Source organism: Clostridium homopropionicum DSM 5847, assembly GCF_001263795.1.
Lineage (GTDB): Bacteria > Bacillota > Clostridia > Clostridiales > Clostridiaceae > Clostridium_H > Clostridium_H homopropionicum.
The window spans coordinates 50,546-66,263 of sequence record NZ_LHUR01000024.1; the positions used below are offsets into that span (position 1 = coordinate 50,546).

20 protein-coding genes are annotated in these 15,718 nt (G+C 31.0%); 16 read left to right on the forward strand and 4 right to left on the reverse strand.

All coding sequences use genetic code 11. The features are described 5' to 3' along the window. From CLHOM_RS10845 to CLHOM_RS10870, 6 genes are all read left to right on the forward strand, one after another. Positions 1-432: an MOSC domain-containing protein gene (locus tag CLHOM_RS10845; protein ID WP_052221716.1), complete on the forward strand. Its 432-nt coding sequence runs from the start codon at positions 1-3 to the stop codon at positions 430-432. A 49-nt stretch (positions 433-481) separates the two neighbouring features. Further along, on the forward strand, positions 482-2,383 hold the full coding sequence (locus CLHOM_RS10850) for a sigma-54-dependent Fis family transcriptional regulator (protein ID WP_052221761.1): 1,902 nt from the start codon (positions 482-484) through the stop codon (positions 2,381-2,383). 170 nt (positions 2,384-2,553) lie between these two features. Then, a complete protein-coding gene (locus CLHOM_RS10855; RefSeq protein ID WP_052221717.1) occupies positions 2,554-4,368 on the forward strand; it encodes an aldehyde ferredoxin oxidoreductase family protein in 1,815 nt (604 codons plus the stop codon). Between the two features lie 17 nt (positions 4,369-4,385). Beyond that, the gene (locus CLHOM_RS10860; protein ID WP_052221718.1) at positions 4,386-4,613 is read left to right on the forward strand and encodes a MoaD/ThiS family protein; all 228 of its coding nucleotides are present in this window, start codon (positions 4,386-4,388) and stop codon (positions 4,611-4,613) included. Between the two features lies 1 nt (position 4,614). Next, a complete protein-coding gene (locus CLHOM_RS10865; protein ID WP_052221719.1) occupies positions 4,615-5,292 on the forward strand; it encodes a HesA/MoeB/ThiF family protein in 678 nt (225 codons plus the stop codon). Between the two features lie 128 nt (positions 5,293-5,420). Further along, positions 5,421-5,807, forward strand: coding sequence for an ACT domain-containing protein (locus CLHOM_RS10870; RefSeq protein ID WP_052221720.1), 387 nt, complete (start codon positions 5,421-5,423; stop codon positions 5,805-5,807). Between the two features lie 3 nt (positions 5,808-5,810). Here the strand turns inward: CLHOM_RS10870 and CLHOM_RS10875 are convergent, their stop codons facing one another. Further along, positions 5,811-6,254, reverse strand: coding sequence for a DMT family transporter (locus CLHOM_RS10875; RefSeq protein WP_052221721.1), 444 nt, complete (start codon positions 6,252-6,254; stop codon positions 5,811-5,813). Positions 6,255-6,267: 13 nt separating this feature from the next. Next, complete coding sequence (locus tag CLHOM_RS10880) at positions 6,268-6,690, reverse strand: DMT family transporter (protein WP_052221722.1); 423 nt, start codon at positions 6,688-6,690, stop codon at positions 6,268-6,270. A 117-nt stretch (positions 6,691-6,807) separates the two neighbouring features. Between CLHOM_RS10880 and CLHOM_RS10885 the strand changes: the two genes are divergently transcribed. The 9 genes from CLHOM_RS10885 to infC all read left to right on the forward strand — a co-directional run bounded on the left by CLHOM_RS10885 (position 6,808) and on the right by infC (position 13,472). Continuing rightward, entirely contained in the window at positions 6,808-7,506 is a 699-nt protein-coding gene (locus CLHOM_RS10885; protein ID WP_052221723.1) for a cyclic nucleotide-binding domain-containing protein, read from the forward strand. 117 nt (positions 7,507-7,623) lie between these two features. Further along, entirely contained in the window at positions 7,624-8,076 is a 453-nt protein-coding gene (locus tag CLHOM_RS10890; protein ID WP_052221724.1) for a GNAT family N-acetyltransferase, read from the forward strand. 97 nt (positions 8,077-8,173) lie between these two features. Further along, positions 8,174-8,710: a GrpB family protein gene (locus tag CLHOM_RS10895; RefSeq protein WP_052221725.1), complete on the forward strand. Its 537-nt coding sequence runs from the start codon at positions 8,174-8,176 to the stop codon at positions 8,708-8,710. Beyond that, entirely contained in the window at positions 8,707-8,895 is a 189-nt protein-coding gene (locus CLHOM_RS10900; protein ID WP_175478678.1) for a metallophosphoesterase family protein, read from the forward strand. Before CLHOM_RS10895 ends, CLHOM_RS10900 begins: the two co-directional genes overlap by 4 nt. 144 nt (positions 8,896-9,039) lie before the next feature. Beyond that, on the forward strand, positions 9,040-9,570 hold the full coding sequence (locus CLHOM_RS10905; RefSeq protein ID WP_052221727.1) for a GNAT family N-acetyltransferase: 531 nt from the start codon (positions 9,040-9,042) through the stop codon (positions 9,568-9,570). Positions 9,571-9,604: 34 nt separating this feature from the next. After that, positions 9,605-9,907 carry a Dabb family protein gene (locus CLHOM_RS10910; RefSeq protein ID WP_052221728.1) on the forward strand — a complete coding sequence of 101 codons (303 nt, stop codon included), beginning with the start codon at positions 9,605-9,607 and terminating at the stop codon, positions 9,905-9,907. 28 nt (positions 9,908-9,935) lie between these two features. Then, positions 9,936-10,625 (forward strand): pseudouridine synthase, encoded by a 690-nt coding sequence (locus tag CLHOM_RS10915; protein WP_052221729.1) that lies wholly within the window; start codon positions 9,936-9,938, stop codon positions 10,623-10,625. A 120-nt stretch (positions 10,626-10,745) separates the two neighbouring features. After that, positions 10,746-12,779: a YgiQ family radical SAM protein gene (locus CLHOM_RS10920; RefSeq protein WP_052221730.1), complete on the forward strand. Its 2,034-nt coding sequence runs from the start codon at positions 10,746-10,748 to the stop codon at positions 12,777-12,779. A 204-nt stretch (positions 12,780-12,983) separates the two neighbouring features. After that, complete coding sequence (infC, locus tag CLHOM_RS10925; RefSeq protein WP_052221731.1) at positions 12,984-13,472, forward strand: translation initiation factor IF-3; 489 nt, start codon at positions 12,984-12,986, stop codon at positions 13,470-13,472. A 22-nt stretch (positions 13,473-13,494) separates the two neighbouring features. On the opposite strand, the gene CLHOM_RS10930 is transcribed toward infC, so the two are convergent. Next, positions 13,495-13,764, reverse strand: a complete 270-nt coding sequence (locus CLHOM_RS10930; RefSeq protein ID WP_052221732.1) for a GIY-YIG nuclease family protein — start codon at positions 13,762-13,764, stop codon at positions 13,495-13,497. A gap of 48 nt (positions 13,765-13,812) precedes the next feature. Then, the gene (locus CLHOM_RS10935) at positions 13,813-14,541 is read right to left on the reverse strand and encodes an HAD-IB family hydrolase (protein ID WP_052221733.1); all 729 of its coding nucleotides are present in this window, start codon (positions 14,539-14,541) and stop codon (positions 13,813-13,815) included. A 320-nt stretch (positions 14,542-14,861) separates the two neighbouring features. Between CLHOM_RS10935 and CLHOM_RS10940 the strand changes: the two genes are divergently transcribed. Continuing rightward, positions 14,862-15,698 (forward strand): CvfB family protein, encoded by an 837-nt coding sequence (locus tag CLHOM_RS10940; protein ID WP_052221734.1) that lies wholly within the window; start codon positions 14,862-14,864, stop codon positions 15,696-15,698. Positions 15,699-15,718: the final 20 nt, after the last annotated feature.

Sequence of the window (15,718 nt, forward strand, 5' to 3'; positions counted from 1 at the left end):
ATGGCAAAGGTAATAGCAGTTAACATTAGTGAGAAAAAAGGCGAGATTAAACACCCAATAGAAAAAGGATTTTTCAAAGAAAACCATGGTCTTGTAGGAGATGCACATGCAGGAAATTGGCATAGGCAGGTAAGTCTTCTTGGAAATGAAAGCATAGAGAAAATGAAAAATCTTGGGATGGAAGGTTTATGTACCGGAAAATTTGCAGAAAATTTAACAACTGAAGGGATATGCTTATATGAATTACCTGTAGGAACTAAACTTAAAGTTGGAGAAGTAATTATGGAAGTTACTCAAATTGGAAAACAGTGTCATGTAGGCTGCCAAATTAGACAACTTACTGGAGATTGCATAATGCCTAAAGAAGGAATTTTTACAAAAATTTTAACAGAGGGTTGGATTAAGTCTGGGGATGAAATTCAAGTTATTTAAGGGGAATTTAAGGGGACAGTTCTCAACTTTTCAAAGAGGGGAAGGTATTATGAAAAAAGATATTTTAAGATATGATAAGAGTCTTTTATTAAAGTCTCACGAGAAATGCTATAATTTAGGGTTAAGCCCAGATTTAGTTTATAGTAAAAAAATCATAAAAGATGAAGATGTCTTAAAGAAAATAAATGATAATAAAGAGCTAATAATAGTTGCTACACCTTTTATGAATAAGCTTTATCAAATAGTTAAAGGATCTAATTATTTTGTTGTGCTTACAGATGGTGAAGGGTGTATTCTTAATGTTATTGGGGATCAAGAAATATTAAAGGAAGCTTTTGAACTTAAAATGATACTTGGAGCCTATATGAATGAAGAAAATATTGGAACCAATGCCATGAGTATTGCTTTAAATGAAAACATCCCTATTCAAATATCAGGAAATGATCATTACATTAAGGCATATCATAGATGGACTTGCTCTGCAGCACCAATAAAAAATGTTCACGGTGAAATAATAGGAGTTCTAGATATAACAGGTTATAGTAAAACAATTCATCCACATACATTGGGTATGGTAGTAGCAGCTGCTAATGCTATTGAAAGTATGATAGAGTCAAATAGCTATAATATGGCTTTAGAAGCTTCAAAAAAGAATATGGAGAGCATTTTTAACTGTTTACCTAAAGGCATATTGACATCAGATTTGTCAGGTACCATAAAGACAATGAATGAAAATGTCACAGAGCTTTTTGGCTTTACGGAAGCTGAAATGAAAGAAAGAAAAATGTGGGATTTAATTCAGGATTGGCATGAAATTGTAGATGAAATATACAATAAAAAGACTTTTCAGGATGAAGATGTATATGTAAATGCAAGAAAAAATAGACTTCAGTTAAACTTAAGTGTATATCCAATTTACGATTCAAAAATGAGAATTGTTGAGATAACTTGTGTATTTTCAGATTTGCATAAAAGTAGAAAACGTGCTGCTAAAATACTTTGTGGTCAAGCTATTTATACCTTTGATAAGATTATTGGAAAGAACAAGAAGTTAGTCAAGACTATAGATTATGCTAAAAAAATTGCTGACAGCAGATCTACTATTCTTATAACAGGTGAAAGCGGCACAGGCAAGGAAGTATTTGCTCAGTCCATACACAATTATAGTGATAGAAAAAATATGCCATTCATAGCAGTTAACTGTGGAGCTATACCAAGAAATTTAATTGAGTCTGAACTCTTTGGATATGATGAAGGAGCCTTTACAGGGGCAAAGCGTGGAGGCTATTCAGGTAAATTTGAAATTTCTGATGGAGGTACTATATTCCTTGATGAGATAGGTGAAATGCCTCTAGATATGCAGATTAGGCTTCTTAGAGTTATAGAAGAAGGTGTAATCAATAGAGTAGGCAGCTCTAAGCAGATTCCTGTAAACGTAAGAATAATTGCTGCTACCAATAAGAATCTAGAAGAGGAAGTAGAGAAGGGGAATTTTAGAAAAGATTTATTCTATAGATTAAATGTACTGCCTTTATATTTAATACCATTAAGGGAAAGAAAAGACGATATCCCTATATTAATAGAATACTTTATGAATAAAACTTCTAAGCATTTGAATAAAAGAAAAGTAGAAATACCTGAAGACTATATTCAAAAGATTATAGAATATGATTGGCCAGGAAATATTCGAGAACTAGAAAATATAATCGAACTAATGATAAATTACGAAAGTTTTGAAGCTTTTGAGATGTATGGTGATATAAAAAATAAATCTGATAAAGAAGCCGAAATTTCAAGTTTAGATGCTCCTGATATTAGCTTGGAGGCTATGGAAAAAATTCATATTAAAAAAGTATTAGATAAATATCAAGGGAACGTATCACTAGCAGCAAAAGCCCTTGGCATAGGAAGAAATACATTGTATAGAAAAATAAAGCAGCATTCTTTATAGTGTAACAACGTGGAACTTAGTTCTATTGTGGAACATAAAAATGATCTAAAATGGAACTGAAAATAAGTATATATAGTATAACCTGCTATTTTCAAAGGATCTTTTATTGGCATACAAGTTGCTTATATATTTAGCATAAGACAATATTATATATAAGGGGGAATTACAATATGTACGGTTATAATGGAAAAATTTTAAGAGTAAACCTAACAGACAAAACCTATAAAGTAGAGCCTTTAGACGAAAATAAAGCAAAGAAATTTATCGGGGCTAGAGGTTTAGGTGTTAAAACACTATTAGAAGAAATAGATCCAAAGGTTGATGCACTATCTCCCGAAAATAAACTTATGATTGTTACTGGTCCACTTACAGGTGCACCTATGCCAACTGGAGGAAGGTATATGGTTGTAACTAAGGCACCTTTAACTGGAACTATAGGAATATCAAACTCAGGAGGTAAGTGGGGAGCGGAGTTTAAGAATACAGGCTTTGACATGATAATATTGGAAGGAAAATCAGAAACACCTGTTTACTTAAACATAGTTGACGACAAAATAGAATTCAGAGATGCAAAGCATGTTTGGGGTAAACTTGCCTTAGAAACTACAGAAATTTTAACAAAAGAAACTGACCCTAAAGCTAAAGTAATGTGTATAGGACCTGCTGGAGAAAGACTTTCTCTTATGGCTGCTATTATGAATGACGTAGATAGAGCAGCTGGAAGAGGCGGAGTAGGAGCTGTAATGGGTTCTAAAAACCTAAAAGCGATAGTAGTTAAAGGCTCAGGAAAAGTAAATTTATTTGATGAAGAAAAAGCTAAGAAGATATCAGCTGAAAAAATTAAAACATTGAGAAATGATCCAGTAGCAGGAGGAGGACTTCCTACTTACGGAACAGCAATACTTGTAAATATTATAAATGAAAATGGAATACACCCAGTTAGAAATTTCCAGAAAGCTTATACTGATGAAGCAGATAAGATTAGTGGAGAAACTCTTACTAAGGATTGCCTTGTGAGAAAGAATCCATGCTACAGATGTCCAATTGCTTGCGGAAGATGGGTAAAGCTTGATGATGGTACTGAATGTGGAGGTCCCGAATATGAAACTCTATGGTCATTTGGATCAGACTGTGATGTATATGACATAAATGCAGTAAATGTAGCAAACATGTTATGTAATGAATATGGACTTGATACAATTTCAGCAGGAGCAACAATTGCAGCTGCTATGGAACTTTATGAAAAAGGATATATAAAAGATGAGGATATAGCTGCTGATGGATTATCTCTAAATTGGGGAGATGCTGAAGCTGTTGTTGGATGGACAAGAAAAATGGGATTGAGAGAAGGCTTTGGAGATAAACTTGCAGATGGTTCCTATAGATTATGTGAATCTTATGGAGTACCTGAGCTTTCAATGAGTGTTAAGAAACAAGAGCTTCCAGCATATGATCCAAGAGGAGTTCAAGGACATGGTATAACTTATGCAGTTAACAACAGAGGTGGCTGCCATATTAAAGGATATATGATAAATCCTGAAATACTTGGATACCCAGAAAAACTTGACAGATTATCTCTTGATGGCAAAGCAGCCTATGCAAGAGTTTTCCACGATTTGACAGCAGTAATAGATTCTTTAGGATTATGTATTTTTACTACCTTTGGTCTTGGAGTACAAGACTATGTAGATATGTATAATTCAGTTGTAGGAGATGTATTTGATGGAGACTCTCTAATGCTTGCTGGAGATAGAATATGGACTTTAGAAAAAATATTCAACCTAAAAGCTGGAATAGATAGTTCACAAGATACTCTTCCAAAGAGATTACTTCAAGATCCTATTCCAGAAGGGCCTACAAAGGGATATGTTCACAAACTAAGTGAATTACTTCCACAATATTATGAAGTAAGAGGATGGAGTAAGGAAGGTATCCCAACAGAAGAAACATTGAAAAAGTTAGGGCTTGAAGAATATATTGAATAATTGGGAGGGGGAAAACCTTGAAAATAGAAGTGCGGCTATTCGCATATTTTAGAGAGGGAAGAGAAAAAAAATTATTCTTAGAAATAAATGAAGATGAAGTAACTCCTAGAAATATATTTAATAAACTTAATATTGATGAAAACGAAGTAGCTATCTTATTGATAAATGGTAGAGATGGCAAGCCAACTACAATTTTGAAAGATGGAGACGTAGTATCACTTTTCCCACCAGTAGGAGGTGGCTGATATGGGTAGATATGAAAGAAATATTAAGACACTGTCAGTAGAAGAAAATGAACGATTGAAGGATTTTCGCGTTTGTGTAATTGGCTGTGGTGGCATTGGGGGATATGTCATTGAAATGCTAGGGAGACTTGGTATCGGACATATAACTGCAGTTGATGGAGATAATTTTTGTGAGTCTAATTTAAATAGACAAATCCTTAGTAGTAATAAGACTATGGGCAAAAACAAAGCTGAGACAGCAAGGGATAGAATGAAGGATGTTAATGATTTAATTGAAGTAACAGCCGTTCCTGAGTTTATTAACAAAGACAATATTCTAGATATTATAGAAGGTCATCATGTGGTTATTGATGCTCTTGATAATATAGAAACCAGGTTACTACTTCAAGATGCCTGTGAGAAAGCAGGAATACCACTGGTGCACGGAGCTATAGGTGGATGGTATGGACAAGTTACTAGCATATTTCCAGGAGATAGAACTCTAGATGTTATATATGAAGATAAAGACCAAAAGGGTATAGAAAAAACTCTTGGGAATCCTTCTTTTACACCTGCATTAATTGCTTCTATTCAGGTTAGTGAAGCAGTTAAAATATTAATTAATAAGAAAGATACCTTAAGAAATAAAATGCTTGTTGTTGATTTGCTTTCACAAGACTTTGAAGTAATCAATTTATAAAAGGATAGCACAGTTAGCTTTGACTGTGCTGTTCTTTTATGCAATTTGATTTAAAATGTAAAGTTGATATAATAATTAATAAAAAGTTTTGGTTAAGCATTTGTAACAAGGAAAGGAAGAAAATAAAAATGTCAGATAAAATACTAACACTAAAATTATTAAAAGAAAGCTATGGAGTTTGCAGATTGGATAATACTGAAACAATCCCAAAGTGGGCAAAAGAGAGTGACTTTTTCTCTATAACTAAAACATCAGATGAGTTATCAATAGTATGCTCTGAAGAGTATATACCTAGTGAAATAAAATGCGAAAAAGATTGGAGGATTCTAAAGATTCAAGGACCATTGGATTTTTCTTTGATAGGAATTCTTTCTTCAATAAGCACGATATTAGCCCAAAAGGGGATAAGTATATTCGCTGTTTCTACTTATGATACAGATTATATTCTTATTAAAGACAAAGATATTGATAATGCTGTAGAGTCATTAACAAAAGAAAGGTATGAAGTAATATGAGAATTAAGGCAGTTCTTGCTTTTTATCAAGCATCAAATTATAAATTAAACCCAGTAACACTAGAATTCCTCCTATAATTTTTCCTAAAGATAATTTTTCTAATGTAAGGAAATCGATAATTATTCCAAAAAATAATTGTCCTATGAAAATGAGCAAAGTTAAATAAAAGGCAGATATTTTAGGGGTAACATAGCTGGATAAAACTACAACTAATACACCCACAAGCCCTCCAAGGTAAGCCCATGAAGGTATTGAGTGTGGTTTTACATTAGATATTTGTATAGTTTCTTTACTTATAAATAAAAACATTAATGAAAAAATTAATCCAATTACATAATTAAAAAAGGTACCTTGAAAAATTCCTATGATTTTTGCTAAGTTTGAATTGATTATTCTAGAAACTACAACAGAAACACCGGCTAATATTGAAATAAATATATAAAACATTACATAAGCCCTCCTAAAAAATAGTCATAACTAATATTCCTAATATAATTAATATAAGACCAAAAAGTTTTCTTTTTTCGAATTTCATGACCTTCATTCCCATTAATCCAAAATGGTCTATTATTATAGATGATACAGATTGTCCAAGTAAACCTAAAGCTAGAGTAATAGAAACTCCAAGTTTTTCAAAACTTAAATTGTTAAAAAGAACTGTAAAAACACCTACAGCACCAGCACTATAGAAATATAAGGGAATTTCTTTAACTTTTTTAAATTTTAATTTGCTTATTAATAATACAAAAATCATTGATATAAGTCCAATAATATGAATTACAACAGTGGAGGTATAATTGCCAAAAGCATTTGCTAAAGTACCATTAATCATAATCATTATAGCTATTAAAGCCCCAATAAAGGCTGAAAGTAAATTATCCATTTTATTTCCTCCTTGTATTTAAAACTTTCAATTAAATTTATCATAAAATAATTGATAGGAGTTATGACATATGTCATAATCAAGAAGAATTATTAATTTTAATATATAGGAGAAGCTATGGAAAAAATAGATGGTCTAAGATTAATGGAAATATATATTTCAAAATATAATATTAATGAAATTTTTACCTATGATATGAAGCAGTTTATGGAATTAATAATTTTCAAAAAAAATGAGTATATTTGCAGGGATGGTGAGGTAATTGAGTATCTTTTTTTCTTTGTTAAAGGGAAAGCTAAGGTGTATACAACACTAAGTAATGGTAAATCCTTATTGCTATGCTTTTATGAAAATTTCAAAATATTAGGTGATTTGGAAATAATTGATTGTGAAACTGCTTCCACAAACGTACAGGTAATTGAAGAAAGTTTATGCATAGGAATCTCGAAAGAAAATGTAAATAAATATTTGCTTACAGATTCTAAATTTTTAAGATTTATATGCAGTTCTTTAAGTTCAAAATTAAATAGATGTTCGAAGAATAGCTCTATTAATCTGCTATATCCACTGGAAAATAGACTAGCAAGCTATATTTTAGCTACAGCAGAAAAGAAAGACAATAATTCAAAAGAAAACATAGTTCTAAATGGTAATTTAACTGAGATTTCAGAGCTTTTAGGTACAAGCTATAGACATCTACTTAGGACAATAAATACCCTTTGTATTAAGGGGATAATAAGAAAAAGAGACAATTACTATGAAATAATAGATGAGATGAGTTTAAGGAAACTAGCGTCAGATTTATATATGGCTTAATGTAAAAATATAACTTATAATATAATTAAAGGTTTTTTCATTGCTATAGTGAAAAAAGTAATGTAAAGTGCAGTGCATATGATTAGAATAGAACATACTTTACAAGGAGGAATTTTCATGAACATATTTTTAGTTGAAAAAGATTTCACAGAAATAGGACTTATTCAACCCTTATGGGAACAGCTTAACTTAGTGCATCTTGATAAATCTGTTTATTTTAAGAGTAAATATGAGAAATTCACTTTTAAGCAAAGAATAGAATCAATTAATAAGAAAGCTCAAACCGGCATCATAAAGCTTGATATGCTTTTAGATAAGGATACAGAAAATTATATAGGATACTGTTTAAGTTCAATTGAAGATAATTTAGGAGAAATAGAATCTATATATATTGAAAATAATTACCGTAAGCTTGGACTAGGTGGAAAGCTAATGAAATCATCCTTGAAGTGGTTTAAAGATCATCAGGTAATAAATATTAGTATTGGGGTAGCTTATGGAAATGATGAGGCACTGCCTTTCTATAGAAGTTTCGGTTTTAATATTGCAAATTATATTTTAAAAAAATAACTAGTATATCCAAATTGTTATAAACATGTATGTAACTAATGAGAAATGTGGATTTTAGTTTAATTAAGGATTTTATAAAGTAAGTGGAGGTCAATAAATGAGTACACAAAGTGAAATTAGAACAATTGAAGTTGTACCATATAATCTTAATTGGGTAAAGAAGTACTTAGATGAAGCTGAAAAAGTTAAAAAGATAATGGCTGATGAATTAGTGAAAATTCATCATATTGGCAGCACCGCAATTCCAGGAATTTCTGCTAAACCTGTAATAGATATTTTAGTTGAAGTGAAAAACATTAGAGATGTAGATAATTATAATGAAGAAATGAAGGAAATAGGGTATATACCAAAGGGTGAATATGGTATTGAAGGGCGTAAATTTTTCCTTAAGGGTGAAATTAATAGAACTCATCATGTACATGTTTTTGAAATGGGTAATAGTGAAATAAAAAGGCATTTAAATTTTAGAGATTATATGATTTCCCATCCGGAAGAAGCAAAGAGCTATAGTGAATTAAAAAAAGAACTAGCAATAAAGTTTATACATGACATTGATGGGTATTGTAATGGTAAGGATGGTTTTATTAAAGAGATAGATAAAAAAGCTGAGGAATGGGCAAAAACAAGATTATGAGTATGATAAAAGTAGGATTAATTTCTGACACCCACGGCTTACTAAGAGATGAAGTTAAAGAAGCACTTAAGGACTCAGGCTTAATAATACATGCAGGAGATATAGGAAAAATTGAAGTTCTTGAAATGCTCAAAAATATAGCTCCCGTATATGCTGTACAAGGGAATTGTGATAAGGGGGAATAAATTTTAATGGATTATTAATTACAATGTCGTTATCACTTATGTGGAGCGGCATTTTTAATATCTTACATAAATAAGATTTAAAGTATTAATATTATGATTTGTTAAGTATACTTTTTATTAGAATAATAATAAAGGGGTATGGATATGGAAATAAAAATGAAAAATATTGAGAATATTATAGTTAGAGAGGCTATTATAGGAGATGCAGAGGAGCTGAACAAGTTACTAGAAACAGTTACCACTGAAACAGAGCATTTTGGATATGAACCAGATGAATTTAATATTAGTGTTGAAACTCAGGAACATACTATAAATATGTATTCAATGACAGATAATGCAGTTTTGCTAGTAGCTTTGTTAAATGATAAAATTGTTGGAAGCCTATCTTTTAGGGCAGGAGGCACAAATAAACTTAGACATTCAGGAGAATTTGGAGTTCAAGTATTAAAAGAATATTGGGGCCTTGGAATAGGCAAGAAACTAATTAAGCACTTAATTCGGTGGGCAAAGGAAAATAAGATTATAAAAAAGATTAATCTGAGGGTAAGGATAGATAATACAAGTGCTAGACATCTTTATAAAAAGTTAGGATTTAAACAAGAAGGTATTTTAAGAAAAGAATTCATGAGTAATGGAAAATTTTATGATCTAATTTATATGGGTTTAGTGTTATAATCATGAATATAACAAAAAAAGGAGAAGATAAATCATGTTAAAGCACATCGTAATGTGGAAATTAAAAGAATTTGCTGAAGATAAAGGTAAAATTGAAAATGCAAAAGAAATTAAGTCAAAGCTAGAAAATTTAAAGGGCAAAATTAATGAAATTCAGGTAATAGAAGTAGGTATTAATATAAATGATTCAGTACAATCTTATGATGTTGTATTGTATTCAGAGTTTAAAGATGAGGATGCCTTAGAAAGATATCAAAAGCATCCTGAACATGTGAAAGTTGGAGAATTTATAGGTAAGGTTAGGGAAGATAGAGTGGTAGCGGACTATATGGTTTAGTTATAAATGAGAGGGAAATTACATTTAGATGAGAATTAATAAGCTTTTTAGCAATTTAGGTATTTGTTCTAGGAAAGAAACTAATAGAATAATTGCAGAAAATAGAGTAACGGTAAATGGGCAAAGTTGTACTCCAGGTCAATGGGTAGAACTGGAAGATGTTATTCTTATTGATAATAAACCTCTTCCAGTGAAGGATAAAATTTATATTGCTCTAAATAAGCCAGTAGGCGTTACTTGCACAGCATTAAAAAAAGTAGAAAACAATATTATTAGTTTTGTAAATCATTCAGACTACATTTTTCCTGTTGGCAGGCTAGATAAAGCATCACAAGGATTAATGCTTATGACCAATGATGGTGATTTGTCAAACAAAATTACAAAAGCAGAAAATATGCATGAGAAGGAATATATTGTAACTGTAGATAAGCCTTTTGATGATTTGTTTATAGAACATATGTCCAAGGGAGTAGAAATTTCTAAAGCTAAAACAAGACCTTGTATTGTCAGTAGAATTAGCGAAGATACATTCCGAATTATTTTAACTCAGGGGATTAATAAACAAATTCGCAAAATGAGTAAAGCCCTAGGTTATAAAGTTATTTTTTTAAAGAGAATTAGAATTTTGAATATAAAAATTGATGGAATAGATCTTGGTAAGTGGCGAAATCTCTATGAGGAAGAATTATCGGAATTGAAAAGATTGGTAAATTATTAATAGAGTATTCATTTATGTATATCTATTTTTAATATTAGTTAGAAATTATAGTATAATAAGTGGTATAATTATAGATTAGTGTTTAGTTTATGCAGCTAAGAGAAAATGAAGGAGTATTATATGAAGCAAAATAATTTTTTACCAATAAGTAAAGAAGATATGATAGATAGAGGCTGGGAACAGCTTGACTTTATATTTGTAACAGGGGATGCATATGTAGACCATCATAGCTTTGGAACTGCAATCATTTCAAGGGTTTTAGAAAGTGAAGGCTACAAAGTAGGAATAATACCTCAACCAAATTGGAAGGATACTGAAGATTTAAAAAAACTGGGTAGACCTAGACTTGGTTTCTTAGTTAATGCTGGCAATATGGATTCTATGGTTAATCATTACACTGTGAGTAAAAAACTAAGGGAAAAAGACTTATATTCCCCAGGCGGAAAAATGGGTTTAAGACCAGATAGAGCAACAATTGTGTATTGTAATAAAATTCGAGAGGCCTTTAAGCATGTACCTATAATAATTGGAGGAATTGAAGCAAGCCTTAGAAGATTTGCTCATTATGATTATTGGAGCGATAAGGTAAGGAAATCTATTTTAGTTGACAGTGGAGCAGACTTATTAGTATATGGAATGAGCGAAAGACAAATTGTTGAAGTAGCAAAATATATGAATGATGGATTTCAAGCACAATACATTAGACATGTACCTGGTACCTGCTATTTAGTAGATAATATTGATGAGGCATATGATTATATAGAAATACCATCTTATAAAGAGGTCTCTGAAGATAAAGTAAAATATGCAGAAGCTTTCAGAATTCAATATGAAGAACAAGACCCTATTAGAGGGAAGGCTGTAGTGCAAAAGCATGGAGATAAGTATCTTGTACAAAATAAACCAGGAATGCCTTTGACAAGAGAAGAATTAGATAAGGTTTATTCTTTACCTTATGCAAAGACTTACCATCCTATATATGAAAGACTTGGCGGCATACCTGCTATTGAAGAGGTGAAATTTAGTATTGTAAGCTCTAGGGGATGCTTTGGAAGCTGTTCCTTCTGCGCAATTACCTTTCATCAAGGAAGAATAGTTCAAAGTAGAAGTGAAGAATCAATAATTGAAGAAGCAAAAGAAATAACAACATTTGATGATTTTAAAGGGTATATTCATGATGTAGGTGGTCCAACTGCAAATTTTAGATATCCTGCCTGTGAAAAGCAGCTAAAAGTAGGTGCATGTAAAAACAAAAGATGCCTGCATCCGAGTCCTTGCAAAAATTTGAAAGTAAATCATAGAGAATATCTTCAACTTTTGAGAAAGCTAAGAGAATTACCTAAGGTTAAAAAGGTATTTGTACGCTCAGGTATTAGATACGATTATGTTATGGAAGATAAGGATGATACATTTTTTAATGAGCTAGTTAAGCACCATGTAAGTGGTCAGCTTAAAGTTGCACCGGAGCATATTTCCCATAAGGTACTTCACTATATGGGTAAACCTGCAGGAAAGACCTACGATAAGTTTAGAGAGAAATTTTTTAGAATAACTAAAAAGGCTAGAAAAGAACAATACATAATTCCATACTTAATGTCTAGTCATCCTGGAAGTGATCTTGCAGCTGCAATTGAGCTGGCTGAGTATTTAAGAGATACAAATTATCAGCCAGAGCAGGTTCAAGATTTTTATCCAACTCCAGGAACGCTTTCAACAACTATGTTTTATACTGGATTAGATCCAATGACTATGAAGGAAGTATATGTACCAAAAACTAAGGAAGAAAAGGCTATGCAAAGGGCACTGCTTCAATTTAAGGACCCTAAAAAATATAGTTTAGTATATGATGCACTTATAAAAGCTGGTAGAGAAGATCTTATTGGTTTTGGATCAAAATGCTTAATAAAGCCGCGAGAAATAAAAAGAAGAACAGAACGAAGTGGTGAAAACATTAAATTCAAAACTAATGTTAAAGGAAATATAAAAAATACAAGAGGAAAAGAAAAAATTTCAACTAAACAAAGTAAGGACAGCAGTAATCGCAATAGTAAAGCAGCAGCTAAGTCTAGCAAAACTAATGGAAAATCAAATATTAAGCAAGGCAGCATAAAGAATAATAAAAGAGATAGTAGAGGCAAAACAAGAAGGAAATAACAATTTGATTTTATATCATACTATGAAATTGGGAAGTAAAAGATATAAACCTTGTAGATACTAATTGAAAAAGTAATAAAAACTATTAAAATATATTATAATTAGAAAAATTATGTTTCAGAATTCAACATAATACAGTATACTAAAAATAGAATTATAAATTAAAAAATTTGGAGGTGCAACATTATTAATAAACAAATTACAATGAATGAAGACATTAAGGAAAAAGAGATTAGATTGTTAGATGGGGAAGAAAGCAGCATAGTTAATACAAAAGATGCTTTAAAGCTTGCAGAAGAGAGAGAATTAGATTTAGTAATGATTTCTCCAACAGCAAATCCGCCTGTATGCAGAATAATGGATTATAATAAATTCCTATATGAGCAATCAAAAAAGCAAAAGGAAAACAAGAAGAACCAAAAGATCGTTGACACAAAAGAAATAAGACTTAGCCCAACTATTGAAGAGCATGACATAGAGGTTAAGGCTAAAAACGCTAGGAAGTTTTTAGAGGATGAGAATAAAGTTAAAGTAACTATAAGATTTAGGGGAAGACAGAATAATTATACTAACTTAGGGGAGAAGGTATTTCAGTTATTTCTTTCTAAAGTAGGTGATTCAGGTATTGTGGAAAAACCAGCCAAGCTTGAAGGAAATAATATGATAATGATATTAGGACCTAAAAAACAATAAGTGAAATTTAAAGAGATAGCTACTATTTTACTATCTCTTTGTTGCATTTATTATTATTTTCTAGAAGCTCCAACTTTTCCTTTCTAGACAATTGCTTTATTTCATATTCCCTTTTTTGAGCAGATACTTTATCACTAAATTCTTCAGTATATACTAGAGTGACTGGGAGTCTTGCTCTTGTATACTTTGAGCCTTTCCCTTTAGAGTGAACATCTACCCTTTTAGTTAGATTATTGGTCCATCCAGTATATAAACTATTATCTGAACATTTTAGGATGTAAACATAACACATAAAAATCACCTAATTAATAGTATATGTTAGAGAGTAAAATTAATAAAGTTATATTTTTAAACTATCTGCATCTAACTTATATACTACGTCTTTTCTTTCAACTATTATTTTTATTTTATCTCTTGTTAAAGGATCATTCATGAGTTCATTAATAAGCTCTCGGGTAGGATTTATAGCTCTTGGATTTCCAACAGTTTTTAGCATTGTAAAATCACCAACAGTATCTCCGTAGGCATAACTTTTAGATAAATCAATATTATATTTTTCCACAAAGGATGAGATAGCTCTTTGCTTATTTTCTCTATCCCACATGGGAATTAACTCACCGGTATATTGATCATTATCGTCCATTAAATAATTAGTTCCAATATAATCGTGGAAACCATGCTTTATAGACATTTCACGAACTAATTCAGCAGGACTTCCGGAAATAGTTATAACCTTATGACCGTTTGACTTGTGCCAGCATATCATATCTCTTGTATAGGTATATACTCTATCACCTTTTTCTTTAATTACATTTTTAGCTATAAATTCTACTTGAGTTTTATGAAGCCCCTTTACAGCTTCAGTATAAATGTCGGCCATCTTTATTAGATAATCATCATAGTTTCCGATTCTTTTATCCCATTTCAAATAATAATTTCGAACCTCATTGTACCAACGTTTTGATTCTATTATGTCAGATTTTATAAATTTTTTAAATATTTCTGTGATTAAACCTTCTCTGTATAAAGTTCCATCTATATCAAAAAAAGCAGCGATTGTCTTTGTCATTTGCTAACCTCCTTTCGGATTTTCATTTACAATATTTGGCCATAAAGGTTTTTTAATATTCATTATACAATAATATAAGAATTTTACAACGTAAAGTTCTTATAAATCGCTAGTCTCTAGTGGCTAATCGCCAAAGGATTTGTGTAATAAAAATCAGCTCTTATTGCAACAACCTAGCGACTAAGAAAAATGCGTTGCATTTTTCTTATATTACTAATTAATTATATATATTATTATATGAATTATGTAGTATACTAGTAACATAGCTATAATGAAATAATACAAAGCATAAACTAATAAACAGAGGTGAAAAAATAAACATGATCCAAATTGGAAAAGTTCAAACTTTAAAGGTACTAAAAATTTCAAAAATAGGAGCATACTTGGACGCAGAAACTGGTGATGATGCAGATAGTATACTGCTTCCCAATAATCAACTTGCAGAAGAGATTAAAGTTGGTGACGAGGTACATGTATTTATATATAGAGATTCTGAGGATAGGCTAATAGCAACTAGAAAAGAACCTTTAATACAGGTTGATGAATTAGCTGTATTAGAAGTTAAGGAAACTACAAAAATTGGAGCCTTTTTAGATATGGGGCTTGAAAGAGATGTATTACTTCCTTTTAAAGAGCAGAAATATAAAGTTAATCCAGGGCAAAAATACTTAGTTGGACTTTATGTAGATAAAACAGGAAGACTAACTACTACAACCTATATTTCAAGATTTTTAAAGACTGATAATCCATATAAAAAAGATGATTGGGTAAAGGGAACGGTTTATTCTTTAAATCCTGAATTAGGAGCATTAGTTGCTGTTGACAATAAATATAAAGGTCTGATACCTAAAAGTGAAGCTTCAAGAGATTTTAAATTAGGTGAAGAAGTTGAGTGTAGAGTAATAAGGAAACGAGAAGACGGAAAGCTAGATTTATCTCTTAGAGAAGTAGCATATAAGCAAATAGATAGTGATGCTGAAATGATACTTAATAAGATAGAGAGATACGGTGGAATACTTCCTTTAAATGATAAAAGTTCTCCAGAACAGATAATGGATAGATTAAAAATTAGCAAAGCTTCTTTTAAAAGAGCTGTAGGAAGACTTATGAAAGAAGGAAAAATTGAACAAATAGAAAAGGGAATTAAGCTAAAATAAATAGTACTATTGAGGTGAAA

Bases quoted from the DNA above. Each gene is read 5' to 3' on its own strand.
- CLHOM_RS10845 (WP_052221716.1), top strand. From the start codon at position 1: ATGGCAAAGGTAATAGCAGTTAACATTAGTGAGAAAAAAGGCGAGATT.
- CLHOM_RS10850 (WP_052221761.1), top strand. From the start codon at position 482: ATGAAAAAAGATATTTTAAGATATGATAAGAGTCTTTTATTAAAGTCT.
- CLHOM_RS10855 (WP_052221717.1), top strand. From the start codon at position 2,554: ATGTACGGTTATAATGGAAAAATTTTAAGAGTAAACCTAACAGACAAA.
- CLHOM_RS10865 (WP_052221719.1), top strand. From the start codon at position 4,615: ATGGGTAGATATGAAAGAAATATTAAGACACTGTCAGTAGAAGAAAAT.
- CLHOM_RS10870 (WP_052221720.1), top strand. From the start codon at position 5,421: ATGTCAGATAAAATACTAACACTAAAATTATTAAAAGAAAGCTATGGA.
- CLHOM_RS10875 (WP_052221721.1), bottom strand. From the start codon at position 6,254: ATGTTTTATATATTTATTTCAATATTAGCCGGTGTTTCTGTTGTAGTT.
- CLHOM_RS10880 (WP_052221722.1), bottom strand. From the start codon at position 6,690: ATGGATAATTTACTTTCAGCCTTTATTGGGGCTTTAATAGCTATAATG.
- CLHOM_RS10885 (WP_052221723.1), top strand. From the start codon at position 6,808: ATGGAAAAAATAGATGGTCTAAGATTAATGGAAATATATATTTCAAAA.
- CLHOM_RS10890 (WP_052221724.1), top strand. From the start codon at position 7,624: ATGAACATATTTTTAGTTGAAAAAGATTTCACAGAAATAGGACTTATT.
- CLHOM_RS10895 (WP_052221725.1), top strand. From the start codon at position 8,174: ATGAGTACACAAAGTGAAATTAGAACAATTGAAGTTGTACCATATAAT.
- CLHOM_RS10900 (WP_175478678.1), top strand. From the start codon at position 8,707: ATGAGTATGATAAAAGTAGGATTAATTTCTGACACCCACGGCTTACTA.
- CLHOM_RS10905 (WP_052221727.1), top strand. From the start codon at position 9,040: ATGGAAATAAAAATGAAAAATATTGAGAATATTATAGTTAGAGAGGCT.
- CLHOM_RS10910 (WP_052221728.1), top strand. From the start codon at position 9,605: ATGTTAAAGCACATCGTAATGTGGAAATTAAAAGAATTTGCTGAAGAT.
- CLHOM_RS10915 (WP_052221729.1), top strand. From the start codon at position 9,936: ATGAGAATTAATAAGCTTTTTAGCAATTTAGGTATTTGTTCTAGGAAA.
- CLHOM_RS10920 (WP_052221730.1), top strand. From the start codon at position 10,746: ATGAAGCAAAATAATTTTTTACCAATAAGTAAAGAAGATATGATAGAT.
- infC (WP_052221731.1), top strand. From the start codon at position 12,984: ATGAATGAAGACATTAAGGAAAAAGAGATTAGATTGTTAGATGGGGAA.
- CLHOM_RS10930 (WP_052221732.1), bottom strand. From the start codon at position 13,764: ATGTGTTATGTTTACATCCTAAAATGTTCAGATAATAGTTTATATACT.
- CLHOM_RS10935 (WP_052221733.1), bottom strand. From the start codon at position 14,541: ATGACAAAGACAATCGCTGCTTTTTTTGATATAGATGGAACTTTATAC.
- CLHOM_RS10940 (WP_052221734.1), top strand. From the start codon at position 14,862: ATGATCCAAATTGGAAAAGTTCAAACTTTAAAGGTACTAAAAATTTCA.